Origin of the sequence: Nonomuraea sp. GTA35 (assembly GCF_041950525.1) — a bacterium.
In the GTDB taxonomy this organism is placed as follows: domain Bacteria; phylum Actinomycetota; class Actinomycetes; order Streptosporangiales; family Streptosporangiaceae; genus Nonomuraea.
Genome location: NZ_JBGNUV010000008.1, coordinates 188,880 through 207,224, shown reverse-complemented (window position 1 = coordinate 207,224; position 18,345 = coordinate 188,880). Strand labels below are relative to the sequence as shown.

13 protein-coding genes and 1 pseudogene are annotated in these 18,345 nt (G+C 70.3%); 5 read left to right on the top strand and 9 right to left on the bottom strand.

Annotated elements, in window-relative coordinates; all coding sequences use genetic code 11:
* Positions 1 to 331: 331 nt before the first annotated feature.
* From ACBJ32_RS32720 to ACBJ32_RS32710, 3 genes are all read right to left on the bottom strand, one after another.
* On the bottom strand, positions 332 to 1,066 hold the full coding sequence (locus tag ACBJ32_RS32720) for a hypothetical protein (protein ID WP_375130022.1): 735 nt from the start codon (positions 1,064 to 1,066) through the stop codon (positions 332 to 334).
* A 183-nt stretch (positions 1,067 to 1,249) separates the two neighbouring features.
* Positions 1,250 to 1,924 carry a GAP family protein gene (locus tag ACBJ32_RS32715; RefSeq protein ID WP_375130021.1) on the bottom strand — a complete coding sequence of 225 codons (675 nt, stop codon included), beginning with the start codon at positions 1,922 to 1,924 and terminating at the stop codon, positions 1,250 to 1,252.
* Positions 1,917 to 3,536 (bottom strand): SulP family inorganic anion transporter, encoded by a 1,620-nt coding sequence (locus ACBJ32_RS32710; protein WP_375130020.1) that lies wholly within the window; start codon positions 3,534 to 3,536, stop codon positions 1,917 to 1,919. The genes ACBJ32_RS32715 and ACBJ32_RS32710 overlap by 8 nt, the downstream gene beginning before the upstream one ends.
* A 267-nt stretch (positions 3,537 to 3,803) precedes the next feature.
* On the opposite strand from ACBJ32_RS32710, the gene ACBJ32_RS32705 reads away from it, so the two are divergent.
* Together ACBJ32_RS32705 and ACBJ32_RS32700 are read left to right on the top strand one after the other, a co-directional pair.
* The gene (locus tag ACBJ32_RS32705) at positions 3,804 to 4,226 is read left to right on the top strand and encodes a SulP family inorganic anion transporter (protein WP_375130019.1); all 423 of its coding nucleotides are present in this window, start codon (positions 3,804 to 3,806) and stop codon (positions 4,224 to 4,226) included.
* Between the two features lie 100 nt (positions 4,227 to 4,326).
* Positions 4,327 to 4,749, top strand: coding sequence for a SulP family inorganic anion transporter (locus tag ACBJ32_RS32700; protein WP_375130018.1), 423 nt, complete (start codon positions 4,327 to 4,329; stop codon positions 4,747 to 4,749).
* 237 nt (positions 4,750 to 4,986) lie between these two features.
* Here ACBJ32_RS32700 and ACBJ32_RS32695 read toward each other — a convergent pair whose 3' ends face one another.
* Positions 4,987 to 7,263: a LuxR C-terminal-related transcriptional regulator gene (locus ACBJ32_RS32695; protein ID WP_375130017.1), complete on the bottom strand. Its 2,277-nt coding sequence runs from the start codon at positions 7,261 to 7,263 to the stop codon at positions 4,987 to 4,989.
* 278 nt (positions 7,264 to 7,541) lie between these two features.
* Positions 7,542 to 8,249: a recombinase family protein gene (locus tag ACBJ32_RS32690; protein ID WP_375130289.1), complete on the bottom strand. Its 708-nt coding sequence runs from the start codon at positions 8,247 to 8,249 to the stop codon at positions 7,542 to 7,544.
* A gap of 107 nt (positions 8,250 to 8,356) precedes the next feature.
* Here ACBJ32_RS32690 and ACBJ32_RS32685 point away from each other — a divergent pair, with 107 nt between their 5' ends.
* Positions 8,357 to 9,922 carry a serine hydrolase domain-containing protein gene (locus tag ACBJ32_RS32685; protein ID WP_375130016.1) on the top strand — a complete coding sequence of 522 codons (1,566 nt, stop codon included), beginning with the start codon at positions 8,357 to 8,359 and terminating at the stop codon, positions 9,920 to 9,922.
* Positions 9,923 to 10,054: 132 nt separating this feature from the next.
* A complete protein-coding gene (locus tag ACBJ32_RS32680; RefSeq protein ID WP_375130015.1) occupies positions 10,055 to 10,837 on the top strand; it encodes a MerR family transcriptional regulator in 783 nt (260 codons plus the stop codon).
* Between the two features lie 456 nt (positions 10,838 to 11,293).
* Here the strand turns inward: ACBJ32_RS32680 and ACBJ32_RS32675 are convergent.
* Positions 11,294 to 11,543: pseudogene (locus ACBJ32_RS32675) on the bottom strand (IS5/IS1182 family transposase); the annotation flags it as partial.
* A 434-nt stretch (positions 11,544 to 11,977) separates the two neighbouring features.
* A complete protein-coding gene (locus tag ACBJ32_RS32670) occupies positions 11,978 to 12,751 on the bottom strand; it encodes an alpha/beta fold hydrolase (RefSeq protein ID WP_375130014.1) in 774 nt (257 codons plus the stop codon).
* Between ACBJ32_RS32670 and ACBJ32_RS32665 the strand changes: the two genes are divergently transcribed.
* On the top strand, positions 12,744 to 13,817 hold the full coding sequence (locus tag ACBJ32_RS32665) for a helix-turn-helix domain-containing protein (protein ID WP_375130013.1): 1,074 nt from the start codon (positions 12,744 to 12,746) through the stop codon (positions 13,815 to 13,817). The genes ACBJ32_RS32670 and ACBJ32_RS32665 overlap by 8 nt on opposite strands.
* On the opposite strand, the gene ACBJ32_RS32660 is transcribed toward ACBJ32_RS32665, so the two are convergent.
* Positions 13,808 to 15,958: a glycoside hydrolase family 3 C-terminal domain-containing protein gene (locus tag ACBJ32_RS32660; protein WP_375130012.1), complete on the bottom strand. Its 2,151-nt coding sequence runs from the start codon at positions 15,956 to 15,958 to the stop codon at positions 13,808 to 13,810. The two genes, ACBJ32_RS32665 and ACBJ32_RS32660, sit on opposite strands and share 10 nt — an antisense overlap.
* Positions 15,955 to 18,339: a family 78 glycoside hydrolase catalytic domain gene (locus ACBJ32_RS32655; protein ID WP_375130011.1), complete on the bottom strand. Its 2,385-nt coding sequence runs from the start codon at positions 18,337 to 18,339 to the stop codon at positions 15,955 to 15,957. Before ACBJ32_RS32655 ends, ACBJ32_RS32660 begins: the two co-directional genes overlap by 4 nt.
* Positions 18,340 to 18,345 lie beyond the last annotated feature (6 nt).

Here is an 18,345-nt window from a genome sequence, read left to right as displayed (position 1 = left end):
GCCGTTGTGAATCGCCGTTCGGTGGACACCAAGGTCTCCATCAAAGCCAGGGCGGTTCAGAACACCCCGCCTCTTCTGCCATTCGGCAGGTTGTGATATCCGGGCCTATCAGTAGAACCCGCCTTCGTGTTCCCGGCTCGCGTCTCGGTCCTGCAGGAGCCTCTGCCGTGCGCACCCTGACATGCGCACGATCACCACGCCAGGACACGACGCCGCTGGCTGCCGGCGTGGGCGGCGGCCTCGCCCCTTTGCGGGCGGCTGGTGGACAAGCCCTCCCTGACCGGCACAGGCCCGCCCTCGAGAGCGGGCGGCCCTTCCCGTGCCGCTCCTGTCAGTCCACCGCCGGCGCGCCGGTGAATATCCCCGAGGCCCACCCCAGCACTCGGCGCCGCGCAGTTGGATCCTCCAGCCCGGCGAGCATGTCGTGAATCTTCCCCATCGCTGCCAGTTCTGTGTTCACCGCGGTGCTGCCGCTCTTGGCCGCGATTTCCACCTCCACCTCTTCGACGCGGTCGCCGGGCTCGCCATCACCAGGTCCTCGCCGCTTGCGATGCTGGCCCTCATCCGCTGCTCCGGTGGAAGCGCTGTGCTCTCTTGTGTCGTCCTGCTTGGCATGCGACCGACCGGACGGCCCGCCCAGTTCCTTGAGCAGCGGAACAGCAAATCGCTCGCGTAAGTCACGTTCGCGCAGGCAAGGCCTCCCGAAGCCCCGGCGGGCGGCGGACCCTCGCAGCTCCTGGACGAGCTCGCACAGGTCGGCTCCGGCGCCCGCCAGGATGCGGGCGGCGCCGTTGGCATGGCCTTCGAGCAGCCCCCACACCAGGTCCTCGCCGGTGACCGGGCGGCCGGACGCCCGCCACATGGCCACCTCGACGGCCTTGCGGGCGTGCAGGGCGAGGGACAGCTGGCCGAGCGGCCCGTACAGCATGACCCGCAGCGGCCGCACCGGGGAGCGGCGCAGACTCCAGGGCGCCGGGTCGTCGGCCCCGGCCCTGGTGCTGCGGTGGGCCCGGTCGAGGTCGATGCCGAGCGTGGCGAGCAGCGCCCTGGCGTCCCCGGTGTCCACGCGCTCCGGCGTGGGCCTGGCGGCGGTGGCCGCGCTCTGCGGCGGATGTGGCCAAGCGCCTGCCGCTGAGCGGCGGCGATGGTGGCGAGCGCCGGCGAGAACCGGCGTAGCTTCAGTGCCTTATGGTCCTTTGATCCGGGGCGTGAGCCCTGCGTCCCAGGCCAGGACGGTGTTGAGGTCTGGTCAGCTGAGCAGGCCGCGCAGGCCTTTGGCGAGGAACAGCAGGGCGAAGACCAGGAGCAGCAGCAGGGTGAGGGCGCCGTTGTGCCGGATGAGCCAGCCGCGCATCCGCTGAAGTCGCTGTTCGCCGCCTGCGCTGAGGGCGGTGGCGTAGGGGGTGAGCACGCCAATGCTGCCGATGACGACGAACACGGCGGCGAGGATGAGTTGCCGGCCGAGCGGCAGCGGCTCGTGGGCGGCGGTGATGGCGCCGCCGGCCAGGGAGGCGAGGTTGACCGGGTTGGCGACGATGAGCAGTGCCGCCACAGCGATGATCTTGGGTGGGTTCAGGGTGTCCATGGCGGCGAGCCAGCGCGGCACCCGCGGGGCCGCGCCTTCCCGGCGGCGGATGGCCCGGCGGATCCCGATGCAGGCCATGAGGAGCAGGAGCAGGCCGATGATCAGGGCGAGCCAGGCGACCCAGGCGGGCCGGGCGTGCCCGGCGGCCCCGGCGGCGCTCAGCAGCGTGATGAGGGCGAGCAGCACGACCCAGCTCATGATCAGCCAGGTGAGCTCGAACAGCAGCGCCTTGGCGCGGCCGTTGGCGCTGATCAGCAGGGCGATGACGGCCACGACGGGGAACGGTGAGACGATCAGGCCCAGGGTGTAGGGCAGCATGTCGGCGAAGGCCTTACCCATGGTCATTCTCCCGGTAGGCGACGGCCGCGGCCTCGTTGGAGTCGTAGTAGGTGAGCTCGGTCAGGCCGTAGTGGTCCAGCAGGTGGCGCAGGTGCGTGGTGGCGCGGGCGACGGCGAAGGTGACGCCGCGTTCGCGCAGCATGCCGGTGGTTTCGCGGAGGGCGGCCGCGCCGGTGGTGTCGACGTCGGTGATGGCCTCGGCGTCCAGGACGATCCAGCGGGCGCCGTGGTCGGCCAGGCGGGTGATCTCGGCTTTGAAGGTGCCGGCGTTGGCGAAGAAGAGCTGACTCTCGAAGCGGTAGACGACCAGCGGGCCTTCGGCGGGGCCGCGGAGGTAGCGGCCGTGCTCGCCTGGTCGCAGGGTGGCGGTGCTGGGCCGGGCGGCGCGCCGGACGACGTCGATGGCTGAGAGCAGGAAGGCGATGATGACGGCGGTGAGCGAGCCGAGCACGGGCACGCCGAGCAGGCACACCACGGCGATCCAGAATTCCGAGCGGCGCAGCCGCCACAGCTCGGCCAGCTTGCGCACGTCGATGAGCCGGACGACGGCGACGGCGACGATGCCGGCCAGGGCGGTGTTGGGCAGGTAGGCCAGCACACCGGAGAAGAACGCGACCAGGACGGCGACCACGATCGCGCAGACGGCGCTGGGGATCTGGGAGCGGGAGCCGGCGGCGTCCATGGCGGCGGTGCGCGAGGCGCTGGAGCCGACGGTCATCGACTGGGTGAGCCCGGCGGTGACGTTGGCCAGGCCGAAGGCGCGCAGCTCCTGATTGGCGTCGAGCGCATACCCGTGCTGTTCGGCGTAGCGGCGGGCGGTGAGCAGGCCGTCGGCCAGGGTGACGGCGCAGATGGCGATGGCGCCGGGGACGAGCGCGGCCCACTGGCCGAAGGTGATCGACGGCCAGTGCGGGACCGGCAGCCCGGAGGGGACGTGGCCGAGCACCGAGACACCGCGCTGGTCGAGCCCGGCCCAGGCCACCACCGCCGTGGCGGCCACCAGCGCGATCAGCGGGCCCGGCAGGGCGGGGGCGAGCCTGCGCAGCGCGACGATCGTCAGCATGGTCGCGACGCCGACGGCGACGCTCCACAGGTGGGCTTGCGGGAGCTTGGTGAGGATCTCCCACAGCTCGGGGAAGAACCGCTCAGCGGTGGTGTGGATGCCGAGGATCTTCTTCGCCTGGCTGGTGAGGATCTCCACAGCCAGCCCGGCGATGAAGCCGACCAGGACCGGCTCGGACAGGAAGTTGGCCAGGAAGCCCAGCTTGAAGGCGTAGAACAGCAGGAACACCACCGCGCAGACCAGCGCCTGCGCATAGGCCAGCTCGACGTACTGCGGGCTGCCGGGGCGGGCCGCGATCGCAGCCAGCAGGGAGGCGATGAGCGCGGCGATGGGCGCGTCCGGACTGGCCACCAGCTGGCGGGAGGAGCAGAACACGGCGAACACCAGCATCGGCACGATCGCGGCGTACAGGCCGGCGATCGGCGGCAGCCCGGCGATCTGCGCGTAGCCGATGTTGAGCGGGATGGCCAGCGCGGCCAGCGTGACACCCGCGGTGATCTCCCGGGGCCAGGCCAGCGGGCCACGGATGCCCGCGGCGAACCAGGTCACGACACCGGCTCCCCCAGCCGCTCGCCGTCCCGCATCACGCCGTTGATCGGCGGCACGTCATCACCGCCATGATCGAGATCGGGTGGCCCTGCTTCTCGGGCAAGGCGAAGATCAGCAACCGAGACCCCCATCCACACCATCGCTCCCCCCGGTTTGCGACTGGCTTACCCCATTTGAACTGGGATGATGCTTGACGATCCGGCAGGCTTGCGCCAGCTCCGGCGTGGCTACGAACCAGAGGTCGGGCCATGTGAGGGGAGGCTGTGGGTGGGCTGGTCCGCCGTTCCCGGGTGGGCGGCTCTGCGCGGCTACCGGCGGGCGTGGCTGCGTCCGGATCTGCTGGCGGCGCTGTCGCTGTGGGCGGTACTGGTGCCGCAGGCGTTCGCCTACGCGCAACTGGCCGGGCTGCCCGCGGCGTCGGGCCTGTACACCGCGCTCGGCGCGATGGTCGGGTACGCCCTGTTCGGCGGGACCCGCCTGCTGAACGTCGGCCCCGAATCGTCGGTCGCGGTCGTGGTGGCCGGCGTGCTCGCGACCGTCGCGGGCCGCGAGCAGCCCGCCGTGGCGGCGCTGCTCGCGCTGCTGATCGCCGGTTTCCTGCTGATCGGGTACGTGGCGCGCGCGGGCGTGGTGATGCGGCTGCTGTCCACTCCCGTGCTGACGGTTACCTGGCTGGTTCCGGCGTGGTGATCATTGTCAGCCAGCTGGGCAAGGTGACCGGCATCAGGGCGAGCGGCACGACCCTGGCCAAGACCGGCACCGTCATGAGCCACCTCGCGAACCTGAACGTGTGGGCGCTCGGGTGCGCGGCCTGCCGATGCCGAGCCTGCCCTGGACCGCTCTGGCCGACCCGCTGTCCAGCACGATGTCCCTGCTCGGTCCCGCCCTCGGCATCGCCCTGCTGGTGTATGCGAGCAGCGTGCTGACCGCCCGCGCCATGGCGGCCAAGGAGGGCAAGGACGCCGACGCGCAGCAGGAGTTCCTCGGGCTGGCCGCCGCCAACGCCGCCGCCGGGCTGCTGGGCGGCTTCCCGGCCAACGGCAGCGACTCTCGCAGCGCCCTGCTGGCCGGCTCGGGCGCGCGGACCCGGCTGGCCGGACCGGCCGCCGGCGTCTCCATCGAGGCCGTACGCCGCCGCCCCGGGCGGGGCCGCCGGCGAACGAGCCCGTGCGGGACCTGCCCTCATCGTCAGAACGCGCCTTCCAGCGTCTGATCGCAGGCGGACTGCCACAAGCTCCGCGGCTACGACCTGCCGGCCTTTGCCCAGCGTCACGCTGTGGCTGTGGCCATCACCACGACCGGAACTCACCTCGTCTGGGTCGAGCTGATGAAGGCACCATGGCTGTTGGAAACCCGTCTGCTGCACCCGCACACATTGCGAGCTTGACCAGCTCGCCTTCTCTGAACCAAGTGAGGGGCGGCTGGGTACGAGCCCTCACGAATCTGGGTGTCAGTTTCCGAGGTCGAGTGCACGGATGCGCGGAGTGGTCTGCACGCCTGCAGGCTTACTGTCGGGTGTCGAAGATGCCGGCTTGGTGGGCTCGGGAGGCGGCCTCTGTGCGGGTGGAGACGCCAAGCTTGGTGAGGATTCTGGCCACGTGGGTGGGACGGTGTTGGTGGTGATGAACAACTCCCGGGCGATCTGGGGATTGGATCGTCCGTGGGCGAGCAGGCGCAGCACGTCCAGTTCGCGGCGGGTCAGATCGAAGACATGGCGCGCCGGTGCCGTGGCCGCGTCGCCGAGGCGGCCACGGTCGGTGAGGTCGTCGATGCGTGCGAGCAGCGGTTCAGCGCCCAGATCGGTGGCGATGGCGTGCGCCTCGCGAAGTCGGGAGCGGGCGCCGGGTCGGTTGTTGGACGCCAGGGCGGCGCTTGCCGCGTCGGTCAGCACGGCCGCGGTCTCGTAGCGGTTGCCGAGGTCGCGCCAGGCCGCGGCGGCCTGGTCCCAGGCGGGCAGGTTGTCGGAGGTGGCCGTTGCGTGGAAGGTGAGGCGGTAGGCGGTGAGCGTCGGTGCGGCGGGCCGCACGGTGGCGATCATGCGGTCGAGGTCGGCGAGCCGGTCGGCGCTGTGGTGGGCGACCTGCCGGTTGCGCGGGGCCGAGCTCCGTCGTACGCGCTGCACCCGGGCCCCGAGCACGGCGAGCCGCAGCAGGTGGTGCGGCGGCCAGGCGGGTGGCGGCGCCAGATGCTCGCCGAGGATGCGATCGGCCGAGTCCGGGTCGCCTTGGTCGATCGCCCAGGCGATCCGCTGCAGGGCCAGGCCGGCTTTGACCTCGGTCGCTGCGAGCGTGTGCCGGGCGAACTCCGTCAGCTGACGCAGCAGCGTCTCGAACCGGCCGATCTCGCCTCGGCAGCGCGCGATGTCGGCGGCCGCCAGGCGCAGGAACGCGGCGTAGAGCGGTGGCGGGCCTTCGGCGAGCGCGTCCTGGACGACCGTGAGGGCCTCGTCCCATCGGCCCAGGAACGTCAGGGGGAAGGCGCGCGCCGCGGCGAGCATGCTGCCGCGGGATCGGGCCTGGCCGAGCCGTTGCGCGGCCTGCTGCCCGGCGTGGGCCATGTCCGCTGCCTGCGCATACTGGCCGCAGGCCTCGATGGCATCCGCCTCCCATGGGAAGGTGGTCAGGAAGGTGTGCTCGTCCCCGGCCGCCTCGGCGATGCGGCGGGCCTCGCCAAAGGTGCGTCTGGCCGATTCCAGCTCTCCGGCGGCGCCGTCGAGCTGGGCCACTATCAGCAGGGCCGGCGCTCGCAACCGGTCGTCGTCGAGCCGCTCGGCGATGCGCAGCGCCTCGGCCGCGTGATGCCGTACCTGGTCGGGATGATGTGCCACGACGCCGACGAAGCCCAGAGCGGACAGCAGTCGGCTACGCAGCGCGTCCGAGGCGTCCGACCGGCCCGGTGGCAGCAGCGTGACCGCGCGCTCCAGGTCGTGTGCGCCGGTGCCGTCGGTGCGGTTCTGCATGCGGCCGCGCAGGCCGAGCAGCCCGGCCACGCGGTGCGCATCCACCGCCGGGCCGAGCATGTCCAACGCCGCGGTGCAGTGGGCGATGCCGACCGCGGACTTGCCCGCCGCGAAGGCCGCCACGGCCGCCTGTTCGAGCACGGCCGTACGGTCGGCGCCGATGAGCTGTGGCGGGTCGGCGACCCGCGTCCATTGCGTCAGTACCACTTCGAGCAGGTGGAGCTGCTCGTCGTAGGCGTTCTGGCGGCCGGCGCGCTCGGCAGCTCGCCATGCGGCCGGCAATGCGCGCGCGAACTCCCTGGCGGCCGTCCAGTGCTCTGCCAGTGTGGCGCTGTCGGGTGCGCGGCAGGCGAGTGCGCCGGGGTAGCGGGCGTGCATGCGACGCCGCCTGGCCGGCAGCAGCGACGCGTACACCGCCTCCCGGATCAGGTCGTGCCGGACCGCATACCCCTCTTCGCCGGCCGTCACGAGTTCCCGCCCGGCCAGGTCGGTCAGGGCCGACGCCAGCGGCTCCTCCGGCATGGTGGCGATCTCGTGCAGGATCTCGTCGGTCACTTCGGCGCCGGCCACCGCCAGCATCGCCATCACCTCGCGTACGGGGTCGGGCAGGCTGGTGATCCGATCGAGCAACAGGGTTCTCAGGTCGTCGGCCGCCGCCTCATCGGCGCTGCGCAGCGCCTCGACGAACAGCGGGTTGCCGCCGCTACGCCGGTGAATCCGGACGCTCCGTGACCGCTCTGGCGGCCGCCCGTCGAGCAGCGCGAGCAACTCGGCCACGTGCTCGTGCTCCAGTGGGTCCAGAACCAGGCGTACCACGTCGCCGCCGCGGCCCAGCGCGATCTGCTTGAACTTGGCGAAGACCGGGGTTGAGGAACCGGGGAACAGCCGTTGTCGATGAGAATGATCTTGTGCGGGGATGGCGACGGTTCCCGTCGGGTTGGCCTGGGACTCCTGTAGCCCCGGCGAGCCGCAAAGTAGGACCGGGACTCCTAGCGCTACGGCCAGGGGCGACGCAGAGCGTGAGCTCTGGTGGATCGTGGGGCCGCTCAGGTGTGTCCGTCGGCTGGGCCGTGAATGATGCGGTGGATGGTGGAGCGGCCGACGCTGTACTCGGTGGCCAGGTCCGCCAGGGAGACCTCGCCTCCGGCGTGGCGGCGGCGGATGGAGCGTCGGGCGGGTTCGGGCAGTTTGGGTTGCTTGCCCTTGAGCTTGCCGTTCTTCTTGGCCTGGGCCATGCCTTCGCGGGTGCGCAGGTGCCCGAGGTTGGCCTCGTACTCGGCGACCATGGCCAGGGTCTGCAGGAACAGCCGTCCGAACGGGTCGTTCCAGTCGTAGACGGACGCGCCCAGGCCGAACAGGACACCGCGGCCGGACAGTCCGGTGAGGATGTCGTTGGCGTCGGCCATGTTGCGGGCGAACCGGTCGAACTTGGTCACGGTGAAGATGTTGCCGTCCCAGACGGTGGCCAGGGTCTGGTAGAGGCCGCCTCGGTTGCGGCAGGTGGTGCCGGAGAAGCCGCGGTCGATGTAGATCCGGTCGGCTGAGACGCCGAGCGCGAGCAGCTGCCCGGTCTGGATGGTGCCGTCTTGTTCGTCGGTGCTACAGCGAGCGTAGCCGACACGTGCCGGTTGCCCGGGCGGCTGGTGTTCCGGTGGGGATCGCCTTACGGAACACCACCGGACCTCCCGCGCGAGATGCGAGGGCCGCCCGGCGGGGGATGGCGTCCTGCTCCCAAAGCTGTCTCGAACCTCAATGCAGCTGTGAGCTAGATCACGGTTGAGGTTGACCTTGGGTCAGGGTGGAAGCTCGGCGCAGCGGCGCGACGCCGACCCGGACATGACAACTTCGAAGGGCAACCATCATGACGATCACCCTTTCCGATCAGGACAAGAGCACCCTGCGGATTGCCGCGTACGGCGCCGTGTCGCTGATGGCCGCCGCCGGTGCCGCCGGCAAGCCTCACAAGATCGCCACCAACGGTGGCATCGCGCTGGCCTCGGCCACCGGCCTGATCGGGCATGTGCTCGCCGACTACCCTGAGGGCAAGGACCTGACCGGCAAGTCCGTGGCCGAGATCGCCGACCGCGTGCTGCCGGCCCTGACCGCGACCATGAACCTGCTGAAGCAGCAGGATCCGGCCGAGGCCGGCAGCTTCCGCAGCACCGTCCTCGTCGCTGTCGAGACCGCCCGGATGCACCAGGACCGGCCGAGTCCCGCCACGGCCGAGATGGCCCGCAAGATCACCGAAGCCCTCGACGCCGCCAGGGTGGCCGTTGCGGACAGCAGGGCCGTGCCGGAAGCTGCGGCCGGGCAGGATCGCCCGGAGCTGGAGAAGGCGATCGAGGAGATCGTAAAGTCCGGTTTCGTCGGGGTGTCGCTGCGGGTGAACGACGAGCGGGGCGCGTGGGCCGGCAGCGCCGGGGTGGCCGAGCTGGGCGGGACCGCCAAGCCGCCGGTCAACGGGCATGCCCGGATCGGCAGCAACACCAAAACCTTCACCGCGACCCTGGTGCTGCAGCTGGTGGCCGAGGGCAAGATCGAGCTGGACACCCAGGCGGCCGACTACCTGCCCGAGTTCGGGCTGGACCGGCGGATCACGGTGCGGATGCTGTTGCAGCACACCAGCGGGCTGTTCAACTTCACCGGCGAGGTCTACGACGACGGGTCGATCGTGCACGGGATCCCCGTGCCCTACGGCACCACGGGCAAGGAGTGGGTGGACAACCGCTTCCACACCTACCGGCCCGAGGAGCTGGTACGACTGGCGCTGTCCAAGCCGGCCCGGTTCGAGCCGGGGACGGGCTGGAGCTACTCCAACACCAACTACGTGCTGGCCCGGCTGCTGATCGAGAAGGTCACCGGCCGCTCGCTGACCGAGGAGATGCAGCAACGAATCCTGGGGCCGCTCGGGCTGTCGGGCACGGTGGTGCCGGACGCCTCGCCGGAGATCCCTGAGCCACACACCCACATCTACTACCGCCACGAGGATGCCGGCCGGCAGAAGACGATCGACATCACCCGCCACAACCCCTCCTGGGTCTCCACCGGCGGTGACATGATCTCGACCAGCCAGGACCTCCACACGTTCATCACTGCGCTGATAGGCGGCAAGCTCCTGCCGACCCCACTGCTGGCCGAGATGTGCACCCCACGCGCCACGGGCATCCCGAACTTCGAGTACGGGCTGGGATTGATCGTCCAGAAAACGGATTGCGGCGGCACCGTCATCACCCACAACGGCGGCACGGTCGGCTCCACGACGCTGATGTACAGCACACCCGACGGCAGCAAAACCATGACCGCCGTACTGAACTGGGTGGACGACGCCGACATGTCCATGGCGACAACGGTCCAGAACGCCCAGCAAAGGCTCGTCAACGAGGTGTTCTGCGGCAAGCAGGCCGATCCTGCTCAGCCGGCGGACTGAACACCTGTGACCCGTACGCCTCCAGAGGCGACCCCTTCCGGTCGTGCATCAGGGAGAACGTGCATGGGGGGCCACCTGCTCGGCCGGGGTCCGCCTTGTCGCCGAGCTCGAGCACAAGGCAGGATTCAGCCGATGAACGGAGTCACGATCGGGCAGGCGGCGGCCTTCGTCGGCGTCACGGTGAAGACGGTGCGGCACTACCACAAGCTCGGCCTGGTGCAGGAGCCGGAGCGCGACAGCTCCGGCTACCGCAGGTACGGCTCGGCCGAGCTGCTACGGCTGGTGCAGGTCAGGACGCTGGCCGCCGCCGGGGTGCCGCTGGCCGACATCGGGCCCCTGCTCGACGCCGACGCCGCCCAGTTCGCCGCCGCGCTCGCCGACGTCGAGCGGCAGCTCACCGAACGCATCGAGGAGCTGACCGCGCGCCGTGACATGCTGCACCGGCTCGCAGACGGAGACCGGACCCTGCTGCCCGACCGCGCCGTGGCGCTGCTGGAGCGGATGTCCGGCCTCGGCGTCCCCGCGGAGCAGGTGGCGGCCACCAGGGAGGGCTGGGTGCTGGCCAGGGCCCTGGTCCCCGAGGGCTTCGACAACTTCCTCACCCATGTCGAGCACGCCCTCGACGATCCCCGCTTCGTCGCGTTGAGCAAGCACGCCATCCAAGCCACGGCATGGGAGCCGGACGACCCGCGGCTGGCCGAGCTCGCCGCTGCCATCGCCGAGCACTTCCTCGCCAACCCCGCACACCTGAAGATCGTGACCGGCCTGCAAGCCCGCACCGACGCCGCGGCCCGGTACCACCTGATCGCCCACCACGGCGAAGAGCAGGGATCGGCCGCGGCCCGGGGGGTCGCGCTCGTCGAGGCCAAGCTCCGCGCCGCGGGCATCCATATCCCCAGACCAGACACCCACTGATCGCGCCGGTCCCCCGGGCCTTCGGCCCGAGGGACCGGCCGGGGTCTGCCGGCGGACGCCGCTGGAGCGGCTCGTCCCACGCTGGGTGCATCTCCTCAGCCATCCACGCGTCCTTCGACGGAGCGGCCAAAGGACAGGATCGCGCTGCCAGGCCGGGCACGACGGGGCGATTCGCCGTCCAGCTCAAGGAAAGCCTCAGGACAAGGACGCCGGTCGTGGCCGCTACATACCCTCCTCGTCCACGCCGCTGTCGCCGTCGGGCACGTCGGGTATCTCGCCGAGCTGCCGCAGCCCTTCGGCCGGGGCGGAGGAGGCGATGACGTAGCGGCCCAGGACGACCACCTGACAGACGCCAGACGGTTGGCTCCTTACCAGAAATGATCACCTCCAGCCCGCGTCAGAGAAGCAAGCTCATTCTCATCGATAACGGCTGCTCCTCGGTTCCTCAACCCCGAGGACGCCGAGACGGATCCACTCGTTGCGGCGGTTGCGGATCGTGATGGCCGAGCAGGTCGTGTCGGCGATCGCCTGGTAGGAGCAGCCGAAGCGCAGGAGTTGCAGCGTTCTGTCGAAGATGATCCGGTCGCTGATGCGCGGGCGGTGGCAGCCCAGCGGATGGTCCGGGTGGTGCTGCGGCCGCATACAGCAGCAGGGACGCGGATTGGTCCCGAAGCGGTTCGGTCAGCCATGATGGCAGCACAGGCACAGGTCTCCCCAATGAGTGGTGTGCCTTGTGAAGTTGCTGGTCACGGCTCTGATGTGAGGGGCAGGAGAACTACTGGCGCTGGTCGTCGGCTGGTGTCCACGACCATCAGGTCAGAGGCCATATGGCCATGCCGCGGGTTCGCCCTTGGTCCGCAGACCTTCCCGGTCCGCGAGGCGGTGGAGCCGCCGCTGTCGGCTCGTGGAGCGACAGCAGATCCTCAACGTCACCGGCCCGCAGGTAGTCCATGAACACGGGCCCCACCTGCTGAGGTGTCTCGGCACGGCGCCGGGCGGTGAGGCCGACCTGCTTGTCGCCCCGGTCGGCCGCGGCAAGCAGGTCGGGCGGGGTGCGTATCACCGCGGGAGGGTCGGGCCTCGGCCTCGCGCTGTCACGCGGCGGGGCGTCCCGCGGGTGATCGTGGACGAAGTCGATTTTCAGGCTGGTGCGAAGGCTGTGATTGCGTCGACGAGGTCGGCCGGAGCTTCCAGCGGGATCAGGTGACCCGTGTTCGGAATCACCGTGAAGTCGGCTCCGGGGAGGTAGGGCACCAGGTTGTTGGCGAGCACGTCGACGGGCTCGACATGGTCGTTCTCTCCGGCGACGACGAGGGCGGGGACGCTGATCATGCGGGTGTGCTCGCAGACGTCCTCCGCGATGCCGCGCAGCGGCCACTCCGTGCGGGCGGCGTCGCTGCTGGCCCGCGAGTCGGTCGCGATCTGCGACTTGATCGCTTCGGGCAGCTCTGTCGCGGTGAGGATGTGATCCCGTGCGTCAGCGACGGACTCGTCGGAGTCGTAGGCGTGGGAAAGGCCTTCCCGGTACTCGGGAGTGATCTCTACGGCGGGCTTCGCCGGAGCGGAACCGACGAGGATGATCCCGCGAAGGCCTGCAGGCCGGGTCGCCGCTATGAGCTGCGCGATCTTGCCACCCATGGAATGTCCGACGAGGACGTATTCGGTGACGCCCGCGTCGGCGATCACGGCGAGCGTGTCGTCGGCGAGTTGGCGGAGGGTGTAGGGGCCGGTCAGGCTGCTCGAGCGGCTCCACCCGCGGAAGTCGACAGTGAGCATGTCGCGTCCCGCGAGGCGGTCGACGACGAGGTCCCAGGTGCGGGCGGATCCACCCCAGTAGTGCAGAAACACCAGGGTCGGTCCGGTCCCCGGCCGGTGGTCATAAGCGGGCAGGAGGGGCTGCTGCGTCGTGTTCATCGAGACTCTCTTGATCAAGGTTCTGATGCGGTTGTTCTGTGTGTTCATCCAATCTCTTCCGCTGCGCCAGGGCATCGGCACGACGGGTCACCTGATGGTGGAAACTGGACAGATGACCGTGATCCGGCAGATGACGTACCAGCCCGCCGGGCGCCGTGCCGCCACTGTCGAAACCATGACGTTCGGCCGCCTTCGCGAGCTGAATGACGGCGGGACACAGCGTGCCGACTTCCACGTCCTCGCCGTCGTCGATGCCGGGCACGGATCCGTCACCGTGGACTTCCTCCGACACCCGCTCCAGGAGCGGTCCGTGGTGTGGGTCGCTCCTGGGGCTGTGCACCGATGGGATGACATCGCTGGCGTGGCTGGGCACGTCGTGCTGTTCGTGCCGACCGCGCCGGTCACCCACGCCACCCGGGAGCTCGTCGCGTCCCCGGACCTGGTCGCACACTGGTGCATTTCCGACGCGGACTGGCCGTTCGTCGACGCCGCGCGCGACCATCTCCTCCTCGAAGCATCCGCCCCACCCGGGGATATCTCGACGGAGCTGCCCGAGATCCTGCTCTCCGCGCTCATCGCCCGGCTACGGCCCCCTCACGCCGAAGCACGGTCGATCAATCCGGTGTTCCGACTGTTCCGGTCCAGCGTCGACGCGCACTTCCGGGAACATCACGACGTCGGCTACTACGCCCGGACACTGGGATACGCGCCCCGCACCCTCACAAGAGCGGTGCAGCAGGTCACCGGCCGCAGCGCGAAGGCGTACATCGTCGATCGGATCGTCCTGGAGGCCAAACGGCTCCTCGCACACGACCGCCTCACTGCGGCCGCCTGCGCCAACACGCTCGGCTTCTCCGACGCGTCCAACTTCTCGGTGTTCTTCCGGAAGGCGACAGGCATGCGCCCGGGCGCGTGGCAGGCGACGGGGGCGGCATCACCGACGTCGTCCTCGCCGCCGGCCAGGCCGCGCCCCAGGACACCGGGCTGGCCGGCACCCGTCCCCATGAGCTGCGCCACACCTACGCCACCCGCCTGCGCCACGAGCGGCGAGCCCGTTCAGGGGTGAGCCCGCTCGCGGCTCAGCTCGATCAGGTCTTGAAGCACCCTGTCGGTGAGCAGGTCGCCCACGAAGCCACGGAACTGGCGCATCGGCAGGGATTCCACCATGCGCAGCATGTCGCCGTGCTCGGCGGCCTGCTCCTGCTGTTCCTGGGACATGTTCGCGGCCATGTGGGCCATGAGCGCCGGTCCGACCGCGGGATGGCCGAACCACTCGGCGACGCTGGAGTGCAAGCTGAGCTCCTTGGCGATCACCTCGCCGGCGAGCTTGATGGTCTGCTCGGCCACGATCGTGGCGGCGTTCTCGCCGATCTGCACGGTGTAGTCGCCGGGCGCGACGAGCCAGTGGTGCTCCAGGACGTCCCAGTAGGCGAAGGCCCGCGCGTCCAGCTCGAACTCCACCATGGTGGACTGGGCGGGCTCCAGGAACACCTTGGTGAAGGCGCGCAGCTCGCGGGCAGGTCGCCGGACGGGTCCTGCGTCGGTGGCGACGTAGAGCTGGACGACGTGCTTGCCGGGGCGTGTTCCGGTGTTGGTGACGGTCAGCGACGCCTTCGCGGTGTCGTCGCCGGTCGCCTCGACGACCAGGTCGCTCACGGCAAAGGTGGTGTAGGTCAGGCCGTGGCCGAAGGGGAAGCGGACGGGCCGTTGCACGGTCTCGTGGTAGCGGTAACCGACCATGACGCCCTCGCCGTACCGGACGATGTCCTGCTCGCCGGGGAAGTTCACGAACGACGGGGTGTCCTGCAGGCGCAGCGGGATGGTTTCCGCCAGCCGCCCGGACGGGTTGACCCTGCCGAACAGGAGGTCGGCCAGGGCACCGCCGCCCGCCTGGCCGAGCAGCCAGCCCTCCAGGATCGAGTCCACCTCGTCATGCCAGCCCTCCAGGGACACCACCCCGCCGTTGGACAGGACCACGACGGTACGGCGGGCGGCCGCGGCGGTGGCGCGGATGAGCTCGACCTGCTCGCCGGGCAGCTCGATGGTGGTGCGGTCGTAGCCTTCCGACTCGTCGGCCTCGGCCAGTCCGGCGAAGACGACGGCCAGGTCGGCCCCCTCGGGGTCGGTGGTGACGGTCCGGTTTCCGGCCAGCTTCCTGATCTCCTCCAGCGGGATGTCCACCCGGGTGGGGTTGATGTGGGAGCTGCCGCCGCCCTGGAAGCGGGGCTCGGTCGCGAAGGGGCCGACCACGGCGATGGTGCGGATCTCCGGGCCGACGGGCAGCACGCCACCGTCGTTCTTCAGCAGCACGGCGCAGTCGGCGGCCAGCTCGCGGGCCAGCGCGTGGTGGGCGTCGGCGTCGAAGCTCCCCGGCCGCGCCGGCCATGTGTCCACCATGGCGCGTACGCGCGCGACGGACCGGTCGATGACCGCCTCGTCGAGCCTTCCCTCGAGTACGGCCCGCACGAGCTTGGCGTCGTTGTCCGGGTTACCGGGCATCTCCAGATCCAGCCCGGCCTTCAGCGCCGCGACACGGTCGTTGACCGCGCCCCAGTCGGAGACCACGACGCCGTCGAAGCCCCACTCCTCGCGCAGCACCTGCGTGAGGAGCCAGGGGTGCTGGCTGGCGTAGGTGCCGTTGAGCTTGTTGTAGGCGGCCATCACCGTGGCGGGCTCGGCCTGCGTGACCACGCGCTCGAAGGCGGGCAGGTAGATCTCGCGCAGGGTGCGCTCGTCGACCTCGGCGCTGACCCGCATGCGCCGCGTCTCCTGGTTGTTGGCCGCGAAGTGCTTGACCGACGCCCCCACCCCCTCGGCCTGCAACGTTTCCACGTGGGCTGTGGCCAGCACGCCGGTGAGCAGCGGGTCTTCGGAGTAGTACTCGAAGTTGCGCCCGCACAGCGGGGAACGCTTGATGTTCACTCCCGGCCCCAGGCTGATCTGCACGTCCAGCGCACGGGCCTCGGCGGCCACCGCGGCGGCCAGCCTGCCCGCGAGCGCGGGATCCCAACTGGAGCCGACCGCCACGGCGGGCGGGAAGCAGGTGGCGGGCAGGCTCTCGTGGATGCCCACGTGGTCGGCCTCCCCGCTCTGCCGCCGCACGCCGTGCGGGCCGTCGCTCAGCACGGCGGACGGGAGGTCGCCGACCGGCTCGGTGCTCCAGAAGTCCCGGCCGGACAGCAGGGACGCCTTGTCTTGCAGGTTCACGTGATGGCTTCCTTCAGGTCGTTGCGCAGTTCGTCGGAGGCGCCGGGAATGAACTCGAGGACGCTGTTGAGCGAGAACGCGGCGGCCTCGGGAGCGTCCCCGTCGATGGGGACGCCGGGGAAGTGCTTGGCGAACACCTCCTTCAGCGCCCGCCACACCACCGGATCCGCGGCGAGCGTCTTGAGCGAGGTGTCCATGCTGTACGGCTCCCGCTCGGGCTGAGCGAGTTCGCAGGTGAAGGTGTGGTGGCCGGCGGAGATCTCGGCGCTCTGGCCGTCAGGCAGTTCCACCACGGCCTGCGTCCCCTCGGGAATCGTGGCGTCCAGGGTGAAGCGGTCGTCGATGCGCCAGGTGATGCGGACGTCGCCGTGCACGGTCCAGTGGCTGAGCGTGGCGTGGGTGAGGCCGCCGCCGGGTTTGGGGGCGATCAGCATCGTGCGGTAGCCAGGCTTCAGCGGGGTCAGGCCGCCGACAGTCTTGTGAATCCAGTCGCACACCGCGCCCAGGGCGTAGTGGTTGAGCGAGGTCATGCCGGTGGAGTTGAGCGTGCCGTCGGGCTGGATCGCGTCCCAGCGCTCCCAGATGGTGCTCGCGCCCATGGTCACCGGGTAGAGGAATGAGGGGCACCCGGTCTCCATCAGCATCAGGTAGGCCTCGGTCAGGTGGCCGGTCATGCTCAGCGCGGGCAGGATCAGCGGGGTCCCGGCGAAACCGGTGGAGATCCGGTATCCGGCCTTCGCGACCAGCTCGGCCAGCCGATTTCCCGCCTTGGCCTGCTGGTCGGGGTCGAGCAGGCCGAAGCAGATGGCCAGCGCGTAGGCGGTGGCGGTCTCCCCGGCGACGCGGCCTTTCGGGGTGAGGTATTCCGCGCGGAAGGCTTCTCGCACCCTGTCGGCCAGGGACTGGAAGTCCTCGGCGTCCTCGGTGCGCAGGATGCGGGCGGTCTCGGCCATTTCGCGAGTGGTCTTGGCCAGGTAGGCGGCGGCCACCAGGTGCCGGTCGGTCTTGCCGCCCGCCGGGTTGTCGGCGGGCGCGTCGGGGTCGAGCCAGTCGCCGAACTGGAAGCCAGTGCTCCACAGCCCGTCCTCGTCCAGGCGGGTGGCCACGTCGCGGATGAAGGCGGCCATGGAGTCGTAGCTCCTGCGCAGGATGTCGGCGTCGCCGTACTCCTGGTAGAGCGTCCACGGCAGGCTGACCGCCACGTCACTCCACAGCGCGGTCGGGGTCGAGGGGTTGGACAGCACGTTCGGGACCACCCACGGCACGTAGCCGAGGGCGCGCTGCTCGGCGGCCAGGTCCTGCAGCCAGGAGCCGAGCACCCCGCGCACGTCGTACAGGAATGCGGCGGTGGGGGCGAAGGCGTTGAGGTCGCCGGTCCAGCCCAGCCGTTCGTCGCGCTGCGGGCAGTCGGTGGGCACGCCGACGAAGTTGCCGCGCATCGACCAGACCGTGTTGGCGTGCAACCGGTTGAGCAGGTCGTCGGAGGTGTCCAGCCAGCCGGTGCGGCGCATGTCGCTGTGCACGACGACGGCCTTGACCTCGTCGAAGGGGCCGTCGATCTCGGCGTAGCGGAAGCCGTGGAAGGTGAAACGCGGCTCCCACGTGGCCGTGCCGCCGGCGTGGATGTAGGTGTCGGTGGACTTGGCCGAGCGCAGGGTCTCGGTGTCGAGCTCGCCGTCCTTGAGCAGCTCGGCATGGCGGATCGTCACTCTCTGCCCGGCCTCGCCAGTAACGGTGAGCTTCACCCAGCCGGAGAGGATCTGCCCGAAGTCGACGATCTTTCCGGTGATCTTCACCGGGGCGATCTCCTCGATCCGGCGGATCGGCTCGGCGGACCTGGGCACCAGGGCGTCCAACGGCCAGGCGAACGGCTCGACGGGTGCCCAGCCGCCGGTGAAACCGGGCAGGTGCCAGCCCTGCGGCTCCAGCCGGGCGTCATAGGTCTCCCCGTCGTACAGACTCGCGGCCAGCACCGCGCCGGTACCCGCAGTCCATTGCTCGTCGGTGACGATCACTTCGGTCCTGGAGCCATATGTCAGCTCCAGCCGCATGTACAGCGCGGGCCGATCGGTGTAGTGGCGGCTCTTGCCCTCGTAGCCGAGGCGGCCGGATGCCCAGCCTTCACCGACGATCGCGCCCAGCGCATTGCTTCCCGAGCGGATCAGGTTGGTGACGTCGTAGGTGCTGACCTGGAGCCGGTGCCGATAGGAGGTCCAGCCGGGGGTGAGCACCTCGTCCCCGACGCGGGCGCCGTTCAGGTACGGCTCCACGATGCCCAGCGCGGTCACCTGCAACCGGGCCCGCTCAGGCGGCCGGTCGGCGGTGAACTCGTGCCGGAAGTAGGGGGCTTCGGCCTGGAACGGCGCGGTGACGAACGACATGGACGC